The sequence below is a fragment of the Streptococcus mitis genome, from assembly GCF_047464965.1.
Classification (GTDB): Bacteria; Bacillota; Bacilli; order Lactobacillales; family Streptococcaceae; genus Streptococcus; species Streptococcus mitis_DU.
Map to the genome: position 1 here is coordinate 78,415 of NZ_JASHAT010000005.1, position 16,123 is coordinate 94,537.

Genomic DNA, 16,123 nt, shown 5'->3' on the forward strand with positions numbered 1-16,123 from the left:
GGATGGCAGGAAAATCGATTTTTGATAAATTATGGGACCGTCATGTCATCACGGGAGAAGAGGGGCAACCCCAACTCATGTATGTGGACCAGCACTATATCCACGAAGTGACTAGCCCGCAAGCTTTTCAAGGACTACGAGATGCAGGTCGCAGATTGAGACGACCAGACTTGACATTTGGAACCTTTGACCACAATGTCCCGACAGTCAATATTTACGATATTCGAGATGTGATTTCTAAGGCACAAATTGATAAGCTTGCTGAAAATGTTGAGGAGTTTGGGATCGAACATGCAGCCCACGGTTCTGAAAAGCAGGGAATCGTTCACATGGTAGGTCCAGAAACAGGACGGACCCAACCGGGGAAATTTATTGTCTGTGGAGACAGCCATACGGCAACTCACGGAGCTTTCGGAGCGATCGCCTTTGGAATTGGGACTAGTGAGGTTGAGCATGTCTTCGCTACCCAGACCCTCTGGCAGGTCAAACCCAAGAAAATGCTGGTAGAATTCACTGGAGTTCCTCAAAAAGGAGTTTATTCCAAGGATTTCATTTTAGCCTTGATTGCCAAGTACGGCGTTGCTTGCGGCGTTGGCTACGTGGTGGAATATCGTGGACAAGCTATTGATGCACTGAGCATGGAAGAGCGAATGACCATCTGCAATATGTCCATCGAGTTTGGATCTAAGATGGGAATCATGAATCCGGACCAAATCACCTATGACTATCTCAAGGGACGGGAATGTGTTCCAGAGGACTTTGAAGAGGCTGTGGCGGATTGGAAAACCCTTGTCAGTGATGATGATGCTGTTTACGATAAGGTTATTCATATGGATGTCTCAGACCTTGCTCCTATGGTGACCTGGGGAACCAACCCTGCTATGGGTGTTGACTTTGACAGTAGATTCCCAGAAATTAAGGATATGAATGATGAACGAGCCTACAATTATATGGATTTGGAGCCTGGTCAAAAGCCAGCAGATATTGAACTAGGCTATATCTTTATCGGTTCATGTACCAATGCTCGTCTCAGCGACTTGCAACTGGCTGCGCGATTTGTCAAAGGAAAGAAAATTGCTCCTAATCTAACAGCTATCGTAGTTCCAGGCTCTCGTCCTGTCAAACGAGCTGCTGAGAAGTTGGGCTTGGACAAGGTTTTCCTAGACGCTGGTTTTGAGTGGAGAGATCCAGGTTGTTCTATGTGCCTAGGGATGAATCCAGACAAGGTCCCTGATGGTGTCCACTGCGCCTCAACCAGCAACCGCAACTTTGAAGACAGACAGGGATTTGGTGCTAAGACCCACCTCTGCAGTCCAGCCATGGCAGCAGCAGCAGCTATCGCAGGGCGTTTCGTAGATGTTCGACAAATGCCAGAAGCCCAGTAAGGAGAGGATATGGAGAAATTCACAGTTTATACGGGAACGACCGTTCCTCTTATGAATGATAACATCGACACCGACCAAATCCTACCCAAGCAGTTTCTCAAGTTAATTGATAAAAAAGGCTTTGGTAAGTACCTCATGTATGCTTGGCGTTATCTGGATGACAAGTATACTGAGGCCCCAGACTTTGTCTTTAATATACCTGAATATAGGAAAGCTAGTATCCTCATCTCAGGGGATAACTTTGGGGCAGGGTCTTCAAGGGAACACGCAGCTTGGGCTCTAGCGGACTATGGTTTTAAGGTTGTGATTGCAGGATCTTTTGGGGACATTCATTACAATAATGAACTCAATAATGGCATGTTGCCTATTGTACAGCCTAGAGAGGTTAGAGAGAAACTAGCCCAGCTAAAACCAACTGACCAGATAACTGTGGACTTGGAACAACAAAAAATCATCTCACCAGTTGGAGAATTCACTTTTGAAATCGATAGCGAGTGGAAACACAAGCTCTTAAATGGTTTGGATGATATCGGTATTACCTTGCAGTATGAAGATTTGATTGCTGCTTATGAAAAACAACGACCAGCCTACTGGCAGGATTAGAAGAAAAATAGAAAAGGAAATAGAACTATGACAAAACACATTCAATGGAACGGAACACTTTCACAAGAAGGCTATGATATTTTAAAAGGTGAGGGCGGTTGTATTGTTTGCCCTACAAAAGTTGGTTACATCATTATGACTAGTGATAAGGCAGGACTTGAACGCAAGTTTGAAGCCAAAGAGCGTAACCGTAACAAACCAGGTGTTGTTCTCTGCGGTAGCATGGATGAGCTTCGTGCTTTAGCACAACTTAACCCAGAAATTGAAGCCTTCTACCAAAAACATTGGGATGAAGATATTCTTCTTGGTTGTATCCTTCCTTGGAAACCAGAAGCTTTTGAAAAACTCAAAGCATACGGTGATGGTCGTGAAGAGCTGATGACTGACGTGCGTGGAACGAGCTGTTTTGTTATCAAATTTGGTAAAGCTGGTGAACAATTGGCTGCCAAACTTTGGGAAGAAGGCAAGATGGTTTATGCCTCATCAGCTAACCCATCTGGAAAAGGAAACCGTGGTAAAGTAGAAGGTATTGGAGAACGTATCGAAGGGGCAGTGGACCTTGTCATTGAGGCAGATGACTACGTTGCTTCTATCCAGCCTGACAAAACGATTGAAACTCGCTATGAGCAAGGTGTGATGGTCTCTATGGTTGATAAAGACGGCAAACTCATCCCAGAACAAGGAGGAGCTCGTTCAACATCACCAGCACCAGTTGTAATCCGTAAAGGGCTTGACATTGATAAAATCATGATGCACCTGTCAGACACCTTTAACTCATGGGACTACCGTCAGGGGGAGTATTATTAGAATGTAGAAGAAGTGGGGAGAAAACAATTTCCCCTCTTTTTTCTATTTACGCAAGAAAAATCCGAACATTATATTTTAATTTATAAAATTATTTGACAAAATCTGTACTTTGATTTATAATTAATTAAGGAAACGTCGGAAAAGGCGTAGAGATGCGCAAGCATAGGTAGGTCATTACAAAAGAAACGAGACATCGATATGTTAAATGAATTTCCAATTTTTGATTACGAAGATATTCAATTGATTCCAAATAAATGTGTCATTAAAAGCCGTGCAGAAGCAGATACAAGTGTCACTCTAGGAAATCACACCTTTAAACTACCTGTTGTGCCAGCTAATATGCAGACGATTTTGGATGAAAATGTAGCAGAGCAACTTGCTAAAGGTGGTTACTTTTACATTATGCACCGTTTTGATGAGGCAGGACGCATTCCTTTTATTAAACGCATGCACGATCAAGGGCTCATTGCTTCTATTTCTGTCGGTGTTAAGGACTATGAGTATGATTTTGTTAGCCAGCTCAAGGCTGATGCTCCTGAGTACATCACGATTGACATTGCCCACGGTCATGCGGATAGCGTGATTTCTATGATTCAACACATCAAGAAAGAATTGCCAGATACCTTTGTCATTGCAGGAAATGTGGGAACACCAGAAGCTGTGCGTGAATTGGAAAATGCTGGTGCGGATGCTACTAAGGTCGGAATCGGTCCAGGTAAGGTTTGTATCACCAAGGTCAAGACAGGTTTTGGTACAGGTGGTTGGCAATTGGCTGCCCTTCGTTGGTGTGCCAAGGCTGCACGTAAACCGATTATTGCTGATGGAGGAATTCGTACTCACGGTGATATTGCCAAGTCTATCCGCTTCGGTGCTAGCATGGTCATGATTGGTTCCCTCTTTGCAGGACATATTGAAAGTCCAGGGAAAACGATTGAAGTCGATGGTGAACAGTTCAAAGAATATTATGGTTCAGCCTCACAATATCAAAAAGGTGCTTACAAAAATGTGGAAGGCAAACGTATCTTGCTTCCTGCTAAAGGTCATCTGCAAGACACTTTAACTGAGATGGAACAAGACCTTCAAAGTGCTATTTCTTATGCAGGTGGACGTCAGGTTGCTGACCTTAAACACGTTGATTATGTTATCGTGAAAAACTCCATCTGGAATGGGGATGCTTCCCACTAAGACGGGCTATCTCACTAGAAAAAAACTTGTTATTAGAGCAAATTTCTGTTATAATAAAACAAGTTTCCACCCTTAGTGTAATGGATATCACGTAAGATTCCGGTTCTTGAGATGGGGGTTCGATTCCCTCAGGGTGGATGTAAACATCCTAAAAAGCCTTTAATAGGGCTTTTTTCTTTACACAGCCCTAAATTGGCCCTTAAAACTGAAAATCTCTTTTTAAAGAATTCCCAAATGCTCTCCAGTCCCGTTTTAAAGTGACTCAGGGGGCTTTTTTTGATATAATAAAAAGGACTGTTATCAGTTAGAAAGAGGTTGGTATGAAAGAATTACAAACTGTACTAAAGAACCATTTTGCAATCGAATTTGCAGACAAAAATTTACTGGAGACTGCCTTTACTCATACGAGTTATGCCAATGAGCACCGCCTCTTAAAAATTTCACACAATGAACGCTTGGAATTTTTAGGAGACGCTGTTCTACAGCTATTGATTTCAGAATATCTGTATAAAAAATATCCTAAAAAGCCTGAGGGTGACTTATCTAAACTCCGTGCTATGATTGTCCGTGAGGAGAGTTTGGCTGGTTTTGCGCGTGATTGTCAGTTTGATCAGTTTATCAAGCTGGGTAAGGGGGAAGAAAAATCTGGTGGTCGCAATCGTGATACCATTCTTGGTGATGCCTTTGAGGCCTTTCTTGGTGCCCTCCTTTTGGACAAGGATGTGGCCAAAGTCAAGGAATTTATCTATCAAGTCATGATTCCTAAGGTTGAAGCAGGCGAATTTGAGATGATTACAGACTACAAAACCCATCTCCAAGAGTTGCTTCAGGTCAATGGGGATGTGGCTATTCGTTATCAGGTAATTTCTGAAACGGGTCCTGCCCACGATAAGGTTTTTGAAGTAGAAGTTCTTGTTGAAGGTAAGAGCATTGGTCAAGGTCAAGGTCGTTCTAAGAAACTAGCAGAGCAGGAAGCTGCCAAAAATGCCGTTGAGAAAGGGCTGGATTCATGTATTTAAAGGAAATCGAAATTCAGGGATTCAAGTCTTTTGCTGATAAGACTAAGGTAGTCTTTGACCAAGGTGTGACGGCAGTTGTTGGGCCCAATGGATCTGGAAAGTCGAATATTACAGAAAGTCTGCGTTGGGCTTTGGGGGAGTCTAGTGTCAAGAGTCTCCGTGGTGGCAAGATGCCGGATGTTATCTTTGCTGGAACAGAAAGTCGCAAACCGCTCAATTATGCTTCTGTAGTTGTGACTTTGGATAATAATGACGGATTTATCAAGGATGCAGGTCAAGAAATCAGGGTAGAACGTCATATCTATCGCAGTGGAGATAGCGAATACAAGATTGACGGCAAGAAAGTCCGTCTGCGTGATATTCATGACCTTTTCTTGGATACTGGATTGGGACGAGATTCCTTCTCTATCATTTCCCAAGGGAAGGTTGAGGAGATTTTCAACTCTAAGCCTGAGGAACGCCGAGCTATTTTTGAAGAAGCTGCTGGAGTTTTAAAATACAAGACTCGCAGAAAAGAAACTGAGAGTAAACTGCAGCAAACCCAGGATAATCTGGATCGTCTAGAAGACATTATCTATGAGTTGGACAATCAAATCAAGCCTCTTGAGAAGCAAGCTGAAAATGCTCGTAAGTTTCTAGATTTGGAAGGCCAACGTAAAGCTATTTACTTGGATGTTTTAGCTGCTCAAATCAAGGAAAATAAGGCTGAACTAGATTTGACAGAAGAAGAGTTGGCACAGGTTCAGGAACTATTGACTAGTTATTACCAAAAGCGTGAAAAATTAGAGGAAGAAAATCATACTCTTAAAAAGCAACGCCAAGATTTACAGGCTGAAATGGCCAAAGACCAAGGCAGTTTGATGGATTTGACCAGTCTGATTAGTGATTTAGAGAGAAAATTAGCCCTATCGAAATTAGAATCTGAACAAGTAGCCCTGAATCAACAGGAAGCACAAGCTCGTTTGGCTGCTTTGGAGGATAAGAGAAATTTACTCAGCCAAGAAAAATCTGATAAAGAAAGCTCTTTAACTCTGTTAGAGGAAAATCTAGTCCAAAATAATCAAAAACTGAATCAATTAGAGGCTGAATTACTAGCTTTTTCAGATGATCCTGATCAGATGATTGAGCTTCTACGTGAACGCTTTGTAGCTCTTTTACAAGAAGAAGCGGATGTCTCAAACCAGCTGACCCGTATTGAGAATGAGTTGGAAAATAGTCGTCAGCTTTCTCAAAAACAAGCAGATCAACTACAAAAACTAAAAGAACAACTGGCTACAGCTAAAGAGAAGGCCAGTCAGCAAAAAGACGAGCTTGAAGCTGCCAAGGAGCATGTTCAGAAATTATTGGCTGACTACCAAGCTATTGCCAAGGAGCAAGAGAATCAGAAATCTTCCTATCAGGCTCAACAAAATCAACTCTTTGCCCGTCTGGATAATCTCAAAAACAAGCAGGCTAGAGCCCAAAGTTTGGAAAATATCCTCAGAAATCATAGTAACTTTTATGCAGGTGTTAAGAGTGTTCTCCAAGAAAAAGACCGCCTTGGTGGGATTATTGGTGCAGTCAGTGAGCACCTGACCTTTGATGTTCATTATCAAACTGCTCTAGAGATTGCCTTAGGGGCAAGCAGTCAGCATATCATCGTAGAAGATGAGAACGCGGCGACTAAGGCTATTGATTTCCTCAAACGGAACAGAGCCGGTCGTGCGACCTTCCTTCCGTTGACCACGATCAAAGCGCGTACGATTTCTAGTCAGAACCAAGATGCTATCGCTGCAAGTCTAGGATTTCTGGGCATGGCAGATGAGCTGGTTACTTTCGATACTAGACTAGAAGCTATTTTCAAAAACTTGCTAGCAACGACAGCAATTTTTGATACCGTAGAACACGCGCGTGCAGCAGCTCGTCAGGTTCGTTATCAGGTTCGTATGGTGACATTGGACGGTACAGAGTTGCGCACAGGTGGCTCTTACGCAGGTGGAGCCAATCGCCAGAACAACAGTATTTTTATCAAGCCAGAACTGGAGCAATTGCAAAAAGAAATTGCTGAAGAAGAAGCAAGTCTTCGTTTAGAAGAGGTATCTTTGAAGACCTTGCAAGATGAGATGGCTAGATTGACAGAAAGATTAGAAGCTATCAAATCTCAAGGAGAGCAGGCACGTATTCAGGAGCAAGGCTTGTCCCTCGCTTATCAGCAGACCAGTCATCAAGTTGAAGAACTGGAAACTCTTTGGAAACTCCAAGAAGAGGAATTAAATCGTCTTTCTGAGGGAGATTGGCAAGCAGATAAGGAAAAATGCCAAGAGCGACTTGCTACTATTTCCAGTGACAAGCAAAATCTGGAAGCTGAGATTGAAGAGATTAAGTCTAATAAAAATGCCATCCAAGAACGTTATCAGAACTTGCAAGAACAGGTAGCGCAAGCTCGCTTGCTTAAGACAGAACTACAAGGGCAAAAACGTTATGAAGTAGCTGATATTGACCGTCTAGGCAAGGAATTGAATAATCTAGATATCGAACAAGAGGAAATCCAGCGCCTTCTTCAAGAAAAGGTTGATAATCTGGAGAAGGTTGATACAGATTTGCTCAGTCAACAGGTAGAAGAAGCCAAAACTCAGAAAACAAACCTCCAACAAGGTTTAATTCGCAAGCAGTTTGAGTTGGATGATATTGAAGGTCAACTGGATGATATTGCTAGTCATTTGGATCAGGCTCGCCAGCAGAATGAAGAGTGGATTCGCAAGCAAACACGTGCTGAAGCTAAGAAAGAAAAGGTCAGCGAGCGCTTACGTCATCTACAAAGCCAATTAACAGACCAGTATCAGATTAGCTATACTGAAGCTTTAGAAAATGCGCATGAGTTGGAAAATCTCAATCTGGCAGAGCAAGAGGTGCAGGACTTAGAGAAGGCTATTCGTTCGCTGGGTCCGGTCAACTTGGAAGCTATTGACCAGTACGAAGAAGTTCACAACCGTCTGGACTTTCTAAATAGTCAGCGAGATGATATTTTATCAGCGAAAAGTCTGCTTCTTGAAACCATCACAGAGATGAATGATGAGGTCAAGGAACGATTTAAATCCACCTTTGAAGCTATTCGTGAGTCCTTTAAAGTGACATTCAAGCAGATGTTTGGTGGAGGTCAGGCGGACTTGATATTGACTGAGGGCGACCTTTTAACAGCTGGTGTGGAGATTTCTGTTCAACCTCCAGGTAAGAAAATCCAGTCGCTTAACCTCATGAGTGGTGGTGAAAAAGCTCTGTCAGCTCTAGCTTTGCTTTTCTCCATTATTCGTGTCAAGACCATTCCATTTGTTATCTTGGATGAGGTAGAGGCTGCACTTGACGAAGCCAATGTTAAACGTTTCGGGGATTACCTCAATCGATTTGATAAGGACAGCCAGTTTATCGTCGTAACCCACCGTAAGGGAACCATGGCGGCAGCCGATTCTATCTATGGAGTGACCATGCAAGAGTCAGGTGTCTCAAAAATTGTTTCGGTTAAGTTAAAAGATTTAGAAAGTATTGAAGGATGACAATTAAACTAGTAGCAACGGATATGGACGGAACCTTCCTAGATGAGAATGGACGCTTTGATATGGACCGCCTCAAGTCTCTCTTGGTTTCCTACAAGGAAAAAGGGATTTACTTTGCGGTGGCTTCGGGGCGCGGATTTTTATCTCTAGAAAAATTATTTGCTGATGTTCGTGATGACATTATTTTTATCGCAGAAAATGGCAGTTTGGTCGAATATCAAGGTCAGGACTTGTATGAAGCGACCATGTCTCGTGAGTTTTATCTATCAACTTTTGAAAGGCTGAAAACTTCACCTTATGTAGATATCAATAAACTGCTCTTGACAGGAAAAAAGGGAGCTTATGTTCTAGATACGGTTGATGAGACCTATTTAAAAGTGAGTCAGCACTATAATGAAAATATCCAAAAAGTAGCGAGTCTGGAAGATATTAAAGATGACATTTTCAAATTTACAACCAACTTCACAGAAGAAACGCTGGAAGCTGGTGAAGCTTGGGTAAACGAACATGTTCCTGGTGTTAAGGCCATGACAACTGGCTTTGAATCCATTGATATTGTTCTGGACTATGTCGATAAGGGTGTGGCCATTGTTGAATTAGCTAAAAAACTTGGTATCACAATGGATCAGGTTATGGCTTTTGGAGACAATCTAAATGACTTGCATATGATGCAGGTTGTGGGTCATCCTGTAGCTCCTGAAAATGCACGACCAGAAATTTTAGAATTAGCAGAGACTGTGATTGGTCACCATAAAGACCAGTCGGTTATAGCTTATATGGAGGGCTTATAATGGCAGATATAAAATTGATTGCATTGGACTTGGATGGGACCTTGCTGACTACTGATAAAAGGCTGACGGATCGCACCAAGGCAACCTTGAAAGCTGCGCGTGATCGTGGTATCAAGGTCGTATTGACAACTGGTCGCCCTTTAAAAGCTATGGATTTCTTTCTCCATGAGCTAGGGACTGACGGTCAGGAAGATGAGTATACCATTACCTTTAATGGTGGTTTGGTTCAGAAAAATACAGGTGAAATCCTTGATAAGACAGTTTTTTCATATGATGATGTGGCACGCTTGTATGAGGAAACAGAGAAATTATCACTGCCTCTTGACGCTATTTCAGAAGGAACTGTTTATCAAATCCAATCTGACCAAGAAAGTCTTTATTCTAAATTCAATCCAGCTTTAACTTTTGTACCAGTTGACTTTGAAGACCTGTCTAGTCAAATGACTTACAATAAGTGCGTGACTGCCTTTGCTCAAGAACCCTTGGATGCAGCCATTCAGAAGATTTCTCCAGAATTGTTTGACCAATATGAAATCTTTAAATCACGTGAAATGTTGCTAGAGTGGTCACCAAAGAATGTTCATAAAGCAACAGGTTTGGCAAAACTAATCAGCCATCTTGGAATCGACCAAAGCCAAGTTATGGCATGTGGTGACGAGGCCAATGACCTTTCTATGATTGAATGGGCAGGACTCGGTGTTGCCATGCAAAACGCTGTTCCTGAAGTTAAGGCAGTCGCAAATGTAGTGACGCCAATGACCAATGATGAAGAGGCTGTTGCTTGGGCTATCGAAGAATATGTGCTAAAGGAGAACTAAGATATGGGATTATTTGACCGTCTATTCGGAAAAAAAGAAGAACCTAAAATCGAAGAAGTTGTAAAAGAAGCTCTGGAAAATCTTGATTTGTCTGAAGATACAGAAGCTGAGGAAGTTTCTCAAGAAGTAGCAGAAGTTGAAAGTTCTGAAGAAGCTGTGCTTGAAGAAGAGAAAATCCAAGACACAGTTGAAGAAAGTATGGATTCAGAGCCAGCTGTAGAAGTTTCTCAAGAAGAAGTCGAAGAATTTCCAAACTCACAAGAAGTCTCAGAGGAAGAAAATCCTGAGTTCATAGAAGCTGTAGAAGAAAATAGTTCTGGAGTTCTTGAAGCAGAAAGGCCTCAGGTAGAAGAAACTGTTCAGGAAAAATATGACCGCAGTCTTAAGAAAACTCGTACAGGATTTGGTGCCCGCTTGAATGCCTTCTTTGCTAACTTCCGCTCTGTTGACGAAGAATTCTTCGAGGAATTGGAAGAACTGCTGATTATGAGTGACGTTGGTGTTCAAGTCGCTTCTAACTTAACGGAGGAGCTACGCTACGAAGCCAAGCTTGAAAACGCCAAGAAACCTGACGCACTTCGCCGTGTCATCATTGAAAAATTGGTTGAGCTTTATGAAGAGGATGGCAACTATGATGAACGTATCCACTTCCAAGATGGTTTGACAGTCATGCTCTTTGTCGGTGTTAATGGTGTCGGGAAAACAACTTCTATCGGGAAACTAGCCCACCGCTACAAACAAGCTGGTAAGAAGGTCATGCTGGTTGCGGCAGACACCTTCCGTGCAGGGGCAGTAGCCCAACTAGCTGAATGGGGCCGTCGTGTTGACGTTCCAGTTGTGACTGGACCTGAAAAAGCTGACCCAGCTAGTGTAGTCTTTGATGGCATGGAACGTGCTGTAGCTGAAGGTATCGATATTCTTATGATTGACACCGCTGGTCGTCTGCAAAATAAGGACAACCTCATGGCTGAGTTGGAAAAGATTGGTCGTATTATCAAACGTGTTGTGCCAGAAGCACCGCATGAAACCTTCTTAGCGCTTGATGCATCAACAGGTCAAAATGCCCTGGTGCAGGCTAAAGAATTTTCGAAAATCACCCCTTTGACAGGAATTGTCTTGACTAAGATTGATGGTACTGCTCGAGGTGGTGTTGTGTTAGCCATTCGTGAAGAACTCAATATTCCTGTAAAATTGATTGGTTTTGGTGAAAAAATCGATGATATTGGAGAGTTTAACTCAGAAAACTTTATGAAGGGTCTCTTGGAAGGCTTAATCTAATCAGAAACAAAAATCCTGCAAGCTACAAACTTGCAGGATTTTTTTTTATTCTAAACGACCATCTTGACGATAGGCGATATCTGGTTGCCAAGTCCATTTGGCACCGAATTTTTCAAGTAAGTCAAAGCTGGCTTGAGGTCCCATGCTTCCAGCCTTGTAGTCATGAAGTGGGGCACCATTTTCAGCCCAAAGCTCTTCGATACGGTCAATCAATTTCCATGACGCACCAACTTCATCCCAGTGGCTAAAGTTAGTTGAGTTGTTATTTAGGACATCATAAATCAATTTTTCGTATGGTTCTGGAGAAGCACCAGTTGCGGTTGCATCTGTACGGTAATCCAGTGAGTTAGGAGCCAAGTTAAATTCTTCTCCTACCTGCTTCCCATTTAGACTGAGAGAGAAACCTTCTGTTGGTTGGATATAGATGGTCAAAATGTTTGGAGCAAGTGGCTCACCAAAGATAGAGTCCATTTGTTTAAAGACGATGTTGACATGAGTTCCTTTTTCAGTCAGACGTTTACCAGTACGGAAGAAGAAAGGAACGCCACGGAATCGATCGCTGTTTACAAAGAAGGCACCAGATGCAAAGGTTTCAGTTGTTGATTCTGGATTTACATTTGGCTCGCTACGATAAGAGATATATTTCATGCCATCAATCTTACCAGAACAGTATTGACCACGGATAAAGTGTTCTTTAAGCTCTTCATCTGTTGGATGATAGAGGTTTTTAAAGACCTTAATCTTCTCAGCACGAATCTCGTCTTTTGTGAAGCTTGCTGGCTTGTCCATGGCAAGGAGGGAAAGCAGTTGGAGTGTATGGTTTTGTACCATGTCACGGAGGGCACCAGATTGGTCATAGTAGCCACCACGTTCTTCTACACCCAAGCGCTCTGCAAAGGTAATTTGAACATTGTCGATAAAGTCCTTGTTCCAAACATTTTCAAAAATCAGGTTGGCAAAGCGAACTGCAAAGATGCTTTGAATCATTTCCTTACCAAGATAATGGTCGATACGGAAAATTTGTTCTTCGTCAAATGTTGCTAGGAGCTCGTCATTCAACTTGCTTGCAGTTGCGTAATCTGTACCAAATGGTTTTTCAACGATTAAGCGCTCAAAACCTTTACCATCCACAATGTTTTCAGACTTGAGGTGTTTTGCGATAGTTCCAAAGAATTGAGGCGCCATAGACAAGAAGAAGAGCTTGTTGTGTTCAGCTTGATACTTGTCATTTAGTTCAGCCTGCAATTGACGCAAAGCAATGTAGTGTTCTGTATCATTGACATCGTGACTTTGATAGTAGAAGTGGCTAGCGAACTCTTGAGCCTGTTCGGTACTATCTGCCAAATCAAGGATCGATTCGACTACAACAGATTCAAAATATTCCTTGCTCCAAGGACGACGAGCAGTTCCAATGACTGCAAAGTGCTCGGAAAGATTGCCGGATTTATATAGTCTAAAAAGGGAAGGGTAGAGCTTGCGTTTAGCCAGGTCTCCACTCGCACCGAAAATTGTAACAATAACCTTAGATGACATCTAGCTACCTAATTTCTATTTTATTCCTAGTCTTGCTAGGTATGAGGAAACCTCATTTCATAAACTTAATTCTAACATAATTTTCCTAAAAATCAAAAAATCCAATACGAGATAGAAAAAAACTGCAAGGAAATCCTTACAGTTTGCGTTTAGACGTTTAATACCTTGTCCAAGAACTCTTTCAGACGTGGGTGTTGTGGGTTGTCAAAAATTTGATCAGGTGTTCCGTCTTCAAGGAATTCGCCATCTGCAGTAAAGATAACTCGGTTAGCAACTTGACGGGCAAATCCCATCTCATGGGTTACGATAATCATGGTCATTCCTTGTTCAGCCAATTCCTTCATAACGTTTAGTACGTCTCCAACCATCTCAGGGTCAAGGGCAGAAGTTGGTTCATCAAAGAGCATGATGTCTGGATTCATTGCTAGTCCACGAGCGATGGCCACACGTTGTTTTTGACCACCTGATAGGCTATCTGGGTTAGCATTAGCTTTATCTGCTAGCCCAACCTTGTCAAGCAACTCCATTCCCAATTTCTCAGCTTCTTCCTTAGTCATCAACTTGTGCTCGATAGGAGCAAAAGTAATGTTGTCCAATACAGACATATGAGGGAAGAGGTTAAAGTGTTGGAACACCATTCCGATATTTTCACGAACGTGGTCAACGTTGGTTGTTTTTTCAGTTAAGTCATAGCCGTTCACAGTGATGTGACCGCTCGTAACTTCTTCTAGAAGATTAAGGCTACGGAGGAAGGTCGACTTACCAGATCCTGAAGGACCGATGATACAAACAACATCTCCTTCATAGAATTTAGTTGTGATTCCTTTTAGAACCTCATTTTTTCCATAGTGCTTGTGTAAATCATTTACATCAATTTTTAATTTTGCCATTAACGAATCCTCTTTTCTAAGCGTTTCGCTAGTCTAGTCAAAAGTGTGATAATTACAAGATAGAAGATAGCAAGGATTGCATACATCTTGAAACTTTGGTAGTTACGGGCGATGATAATCTTACCAGTTTGGAAGAGTTCAACCAAACCGATAGCAGATACGATGGTTGTATCTTTAAGAGCGATAACGAATTGGTTAACAAAGTTTGGCAACATCAATTTAGTCGCTTGTGGCAAGATAATCTTACGCATGGTTTTTCCATAAGAGATACCCAAGCTTCGGCTGGCTTCCATTTGGCCAACCGGAACGGCCTGAATACCACCACGAACGATTTCAGCGATATAAGCAGCAGCATTGAGTGATAGGGCAATGGTACCAGCTACAAAGTCGTTAATTGGACTTTGTTGGCCTGTGATGGACTCGATGAAGTTTGGAATTCCCCAGAAGATGAAGGCTGCAAGAATCATCAAAGGAATACCACGGATAACGTCAACGAAAATCTCAGAGATCACACGAAGAGATTTGTAGGGGCTAACGCTAAACATACCGAAGATAATCCCGATAACAATAGCAATAGCAAATGAGATAAGAGCTAGAGCAAGAGTGATACCAAGTCCGCTAAGGAGCTGTTTGTAGTTATTTTGAAGCAAGCCCCAGATAGTTGTTTCGTCAACAGTGCTTGTTGAAGTAGTTGAAGATTCGCTAGCTAGGTATTTGTCAAGAATCTTTTGGAATTCACCGTTTGCTTTAAGGTTTGCAAGTCCGTTGTTGAACATTTCAATCAATTCTGGATTTGCTCCTTTTTTAACGGCAAAGGCTGTTTCACCGATTGGAGTTCCAGCGATTGGAGTTTTCAATTTTTGACCTTGGCTGATAGAATATTTGAGAACAGGCTCATCATCCATAACGGCATCAATGGCACCAGTGTTTAAACTGTCATACATTGAAGAACCATCAGCGAAGGTTTTGATTTTGTAACCGTATTTGCTTTGATTTTCTGTTAGGAAGGTTTGAGAAGCGGTTCCGTTTTTAACACCGACTGTCTTCCCTTTCAAATCTTCATAAGAAGCAATGGTACTTGATTCTTTGACACCAAGGATAGTATTAGCAGTGTAGTAGGATTCTGAGAAGTCAAAAGTTGCCTTACGAGCATCTGTAACAGACATACCAGCAATGATACCATCAGCTTGTCCAGCTTGAACAGCACTGATAGCGGCATCGAAACCAGGGTTGGTGATTTCAACTTCAAAACCTTGGTCTTTAGCGATTGCCTTAATCAAGTCCATATCAATACCAGTAAATTGGTTACTTGAGTTTTGGAACACAAAAGGTGCAAAAGAAGAATCACTGGCAATGATGTATTTAGCTTTAACAGGAGTTGCTTTTAGACCTGCTGCAGTCGTTGTAGTTGGCACTGCTGAAGAAGATGATGCAGTCCATTTCTTGATGATTTTATCAAGACTTCCATCTTTTTTCATTTCAGCCAAGGCTTGGTTAAATTCAGTCACCAGGTGCTCGTATTTACTTCCTTTTTTCACACCAAAAGCAAAACTTCCTACAGCTTCACCATCCATTTCAATATGGAGGTCTTGACCTTGGTTAATGGCATACTCGATAACAGGTTTGTCATCCATCATAGCATCGATAGCACCAGCAGTCAAGCTGTTGTTCATCAAATCACCAGTGTCAAATGTTTTAATAGTAAAACCGTATTTATCTTTGATTGTTTCAAGAAAACGTTGAGCGGCTGTTCCGTTTTTAACACCAACGGTTTTGCCAGTTAATTGGTCGTACTTGCTAATCTTGTGTGCCTTTGTAGTTGCAATGACAACTTTTGTATCATAGTAAGTATCAGACATGGTGAAGACTTTTTCACGTTCTTTAGTCTTTGTCATCCCTGCCATGATAGCGTCAGCTTGACCAGCTTGAACCGCATTTACCGCTGCATCAAATCCAGGATAGGACATCTGAATATTCCATCCTTTAATCTCAGCGACTTTGTTGATAATGTCAACATCAATTCCTTTATAAGTTTGATCTGAATCTTTAAACTCAAAAGGTGCATAGGCGGTATCAGACACAATCTTAATCGTCTCTGCTTTTGCAATACCTAATGAGAAAATTGGGAATAAAATTAGCAAAAATGCTAGAAATTTTTTCTTCATTTTTAGTCTCCTTTTCCGAATATTTTCCCATTATATCAGAAAAAGTAAAAAAAGGCAAATTTTTATATTTCTGTGTCAGAAAATGTAACATTGTTTTTTCTTTTCTTTCTTGAATTGCT

12 protein-coding genes and 1 tRNA gene are annotated in these 16,123 nt (G+C 41.8%); 10 read left to right on the forward strand and 3 right to left on the reverse strand.

The features are described 5' to 3' along the window. Window positions 1-2: 2 nt before the first annotated feature. From leuC to ftsY, 10 genes are all read left to right on the forward strand, one after another. Window positions 3-1,385 carry a 3-isopropylmalate dehydratase large subunit gene (gene leuC / locus QM408_RS04410; RefSeq protein WP_049501798.1) on the forward strand — a complete coding sequence of 461 codons (1,383 nt, stop codon included), beginning with the start codon at window positions 3-5 and terminating at the stop codon, window positions 1,383-1,385. Between the two features lie 9 nt (window positions 1,386-1,394). Next, window positions 1,395-1,988: a 3-isopropylmalate dehydratase small subunit gene (leuD, locus tag QM408_RS04415; protein WP_049501797.1), complete on the forward strand. Its 594-nt coding sequence runs from the start codon at window positions 1,395-1,397 to the stop codon at window positions 1,986-1,988. A gap of 27 nt (window positions 1,989-2,015) precedes the next feature. Continuing rightward, window positions 2,016-2,795, forward strand: a complete 780-nt coding sequence (locus QM408_RS04420) for an L-threonylcarbamoyladenylate synthase (RefSeq protein ID WP_000160505.1) — start codon at window positions 2,016-2,018, stop codon at window positions 2,793-2,795. Between the two features lie 198 nt (window positions 2,796-2,993). Continuing rightward, window positions 2,994-3,980 carry a GMP reductase gene (locus QM408_RS04425; protein ID WP_000931164.1) on the forward strand — a complete coding sequence of 329 codons (987 nt, stop codon included), beginning with the start codon at window positions 2,994-2,996 and terminating at the stop codon, window positions 3,978-3,980. Window positions 3,981-4,046: 66 nt separating this feature from the next. Beyond that, window positions 4,047-4,118, forward strand: a tRNA-Arg gene (locus QM408_RS04430). Between the two features lie 182 nt (window positions 4,119-4,300). Continuing rightward, window positions 4,301-4,999, forward strand: coding sequence for a ribonuclease III (gene rnc, locus QM408_RS04435; protein WP_000661488.1), 699 nt, complete (start codon window positions 4,301-4,303; stop codon window positions 4,997-4,999). Continuing rightward, window positions 4,990-8,529, forward strand: coding sequence for a chromosome segregation protein SMC (gene smc / locus QM408_RS04440; protein ID WP_371483784.1), 3,540 nt, complete (start codon window positions 4,990-4,992; stop codon window positions 8,527-8,529). The genes rnc and smc overlap by 10 nt, the downstream gene beginning before the upstream one ends. Next, window positions 8,526-9,320, forward strand: coding sequence for a Cof-type HAD-IIB family hydrolase (locus QM408_RS04445; protein ID WP_020902802.1), 795 nt, complete (start codon window positions 8,526-8,528; stop codon window positions 9,318-9,320). Before smc ends, QM408_RS04445 begins: the two co-directional genes overlap by 4 nt. Continuing rightward, entirely contained in the window at window positions 9,320-10,138 is an 819-nt protein-coding gene (locus QM408_RS04450; protein ID WP_414373756.1) for a Cof-type HAD-IIB family hydrolase, read from the forward strand. Before QM408_RS04445 ends, QM408_RS04450 begins: the two co-directional genes overlap by 1 nt. A gap of 3 nt (window positions 10,139-10,141) precedes the next feature. Further along, window positions 10,142-11,416, forward strand: a complete 1,275-nt coding sequence (gene ftsY, locus QM408_RS04455) for a signal recognition particle-docking protein FtsY (RefSeq protein WP_414373758.1) — start codon at window positions 10,142-10,144, stop codon at window positions 11,414-11,416. A gap of 45 nt (window positions 11,417-11,461) precedes the next feature. Here ftsY and zwf read toward each other — a convergent pair whose 3' ends face one another. The 3 genes from zwf to QM408_RS04470 all read right to left on the reverse strand — a co-directional run bounded on the left by zwf (window position 11,462) and on the right by QM408_RS04470 (window position 16,004). Then, window positions 11,462-12,949: a glucose-6-phosphate dehydrogenase gene (zwf, locus tag QM408_RS04460; protein ID WP_414373760.1), complete on the reverse strand. Its 1,488-nt coding sequence runs from the start codon at window positions 12,947-12,949 to the stop codon at window positions 11,462-11,464. A gap of 149 nt (window positions 12,950-13,098) precedes the next feature. Beyond that, on the reverse strand, window positions 13,099-13,839 hold the full coding sequence (locus QM408_RS04465; RefSeq protein WP_001096315.1) for an amino acid ABC transporter ATP-binding protein: 741 nt from the start codon (window positions 13,837-13,839) through the stop codon (window positions 13,099-13,101). Then, window positions 13,839-16,004, reverse strand: a complete 2,166-nt coding sequence (locus QM408_RS04470; protein ID WP_237446823.1) for an ABC transporter substrate-binding protein/permease — start codon at window positions 16,002-16,004, stop codon at window positions 13,839-13,841. Before QM408_RS04470 ends, QM408_RS04465 begins: the two co-directional genes overlap by 1 nt. Window positions 16,005-16,123 lie beyond the last annotated feature (119 nt).

Excerpts from the sequence above, each read along its gene's own strand:
- leuC (WP_049501798.1), top strand. The coding sequence starts at position 3 with ATGGCAGGAAAATCGATTTTTGATAAATTATGGGACCGTCATGTCATC.
- QM408_RS04445 (WP_020902802.1), top strand. The coding sequence starts at position 8,526 with ATGACAATTAAACTAGTAGCAACGGATATGGACGGAACCTTCCTAGAT.
- QM408_RS04450 (WP_414373756.1), top strand. The coding sequence starts at position 9,320 with ATGGCAGATATAAAATTGATTGCATTGGACTTGGATGGGACCTTGCTG.
- rnc (WP_000661488.1), top strand. The coding sequence starts at position 4,301 with ATGAAAGAATTACAAACTGTACTAAAGAACCATTTTGCAATCGAATTT.
- smc (WP_371483784.1), top strand. The coding sequence starts at position 4,990 with ATGTATTTAAAGGAAATCGAAATTCAGGGATTCAAGTCTTTTGCTGAT.
- zwf (WP_414373760.1), bottom strand. The coding sequence starts at position 12,949 with ATGTCATCTAAGGTTATTGTTACAATTTTCGGTGCGAGTGGAGACCTG.
- leuD (WP_049501797.1), top strand. The coding sequence starts at position 1,395 with ATGGAGAAATTCACAGTTTATACGGGAACGACCGTTCCTCTTATGAAT.
- QM408_RS04465 (WP_001096315.1), bottom strand. The coding sequence starts at position 13,839 with ATGGCAAAATTAAAAATTGATGTAAATGATTTACACAAGCACTATGGA.
- ftsY (WP_414373758.1), top strand. The coding sequence starts at position 10,142 with ATGGGATTATTTGACCGTCTATTCGGAAAAAAAGAAGAACCTAAAATC.
- QM408_RS04425 (WP_000931164.1), top strand. The coding sequence starts at position 2,994 with ATGTTAAATGAATTTCCAATTTTTGATTACGAAGATATTCAATTGATT.
- QM408_RS04470 (WP_237446823.1), bottom strand. The coding sequence starts at position 16,004 with ATGAAGAAAAAATTTCTAGCATTTTTGCTAATTTTATTCCCAATTTTC.
- QM408_RS04420 (WP_000160505.1), top strand. The coding sequence starts at position 2,016 with ATGACAAAACACATTCAATGGAACGGAACACTTTCACAAGAAGGCTAT.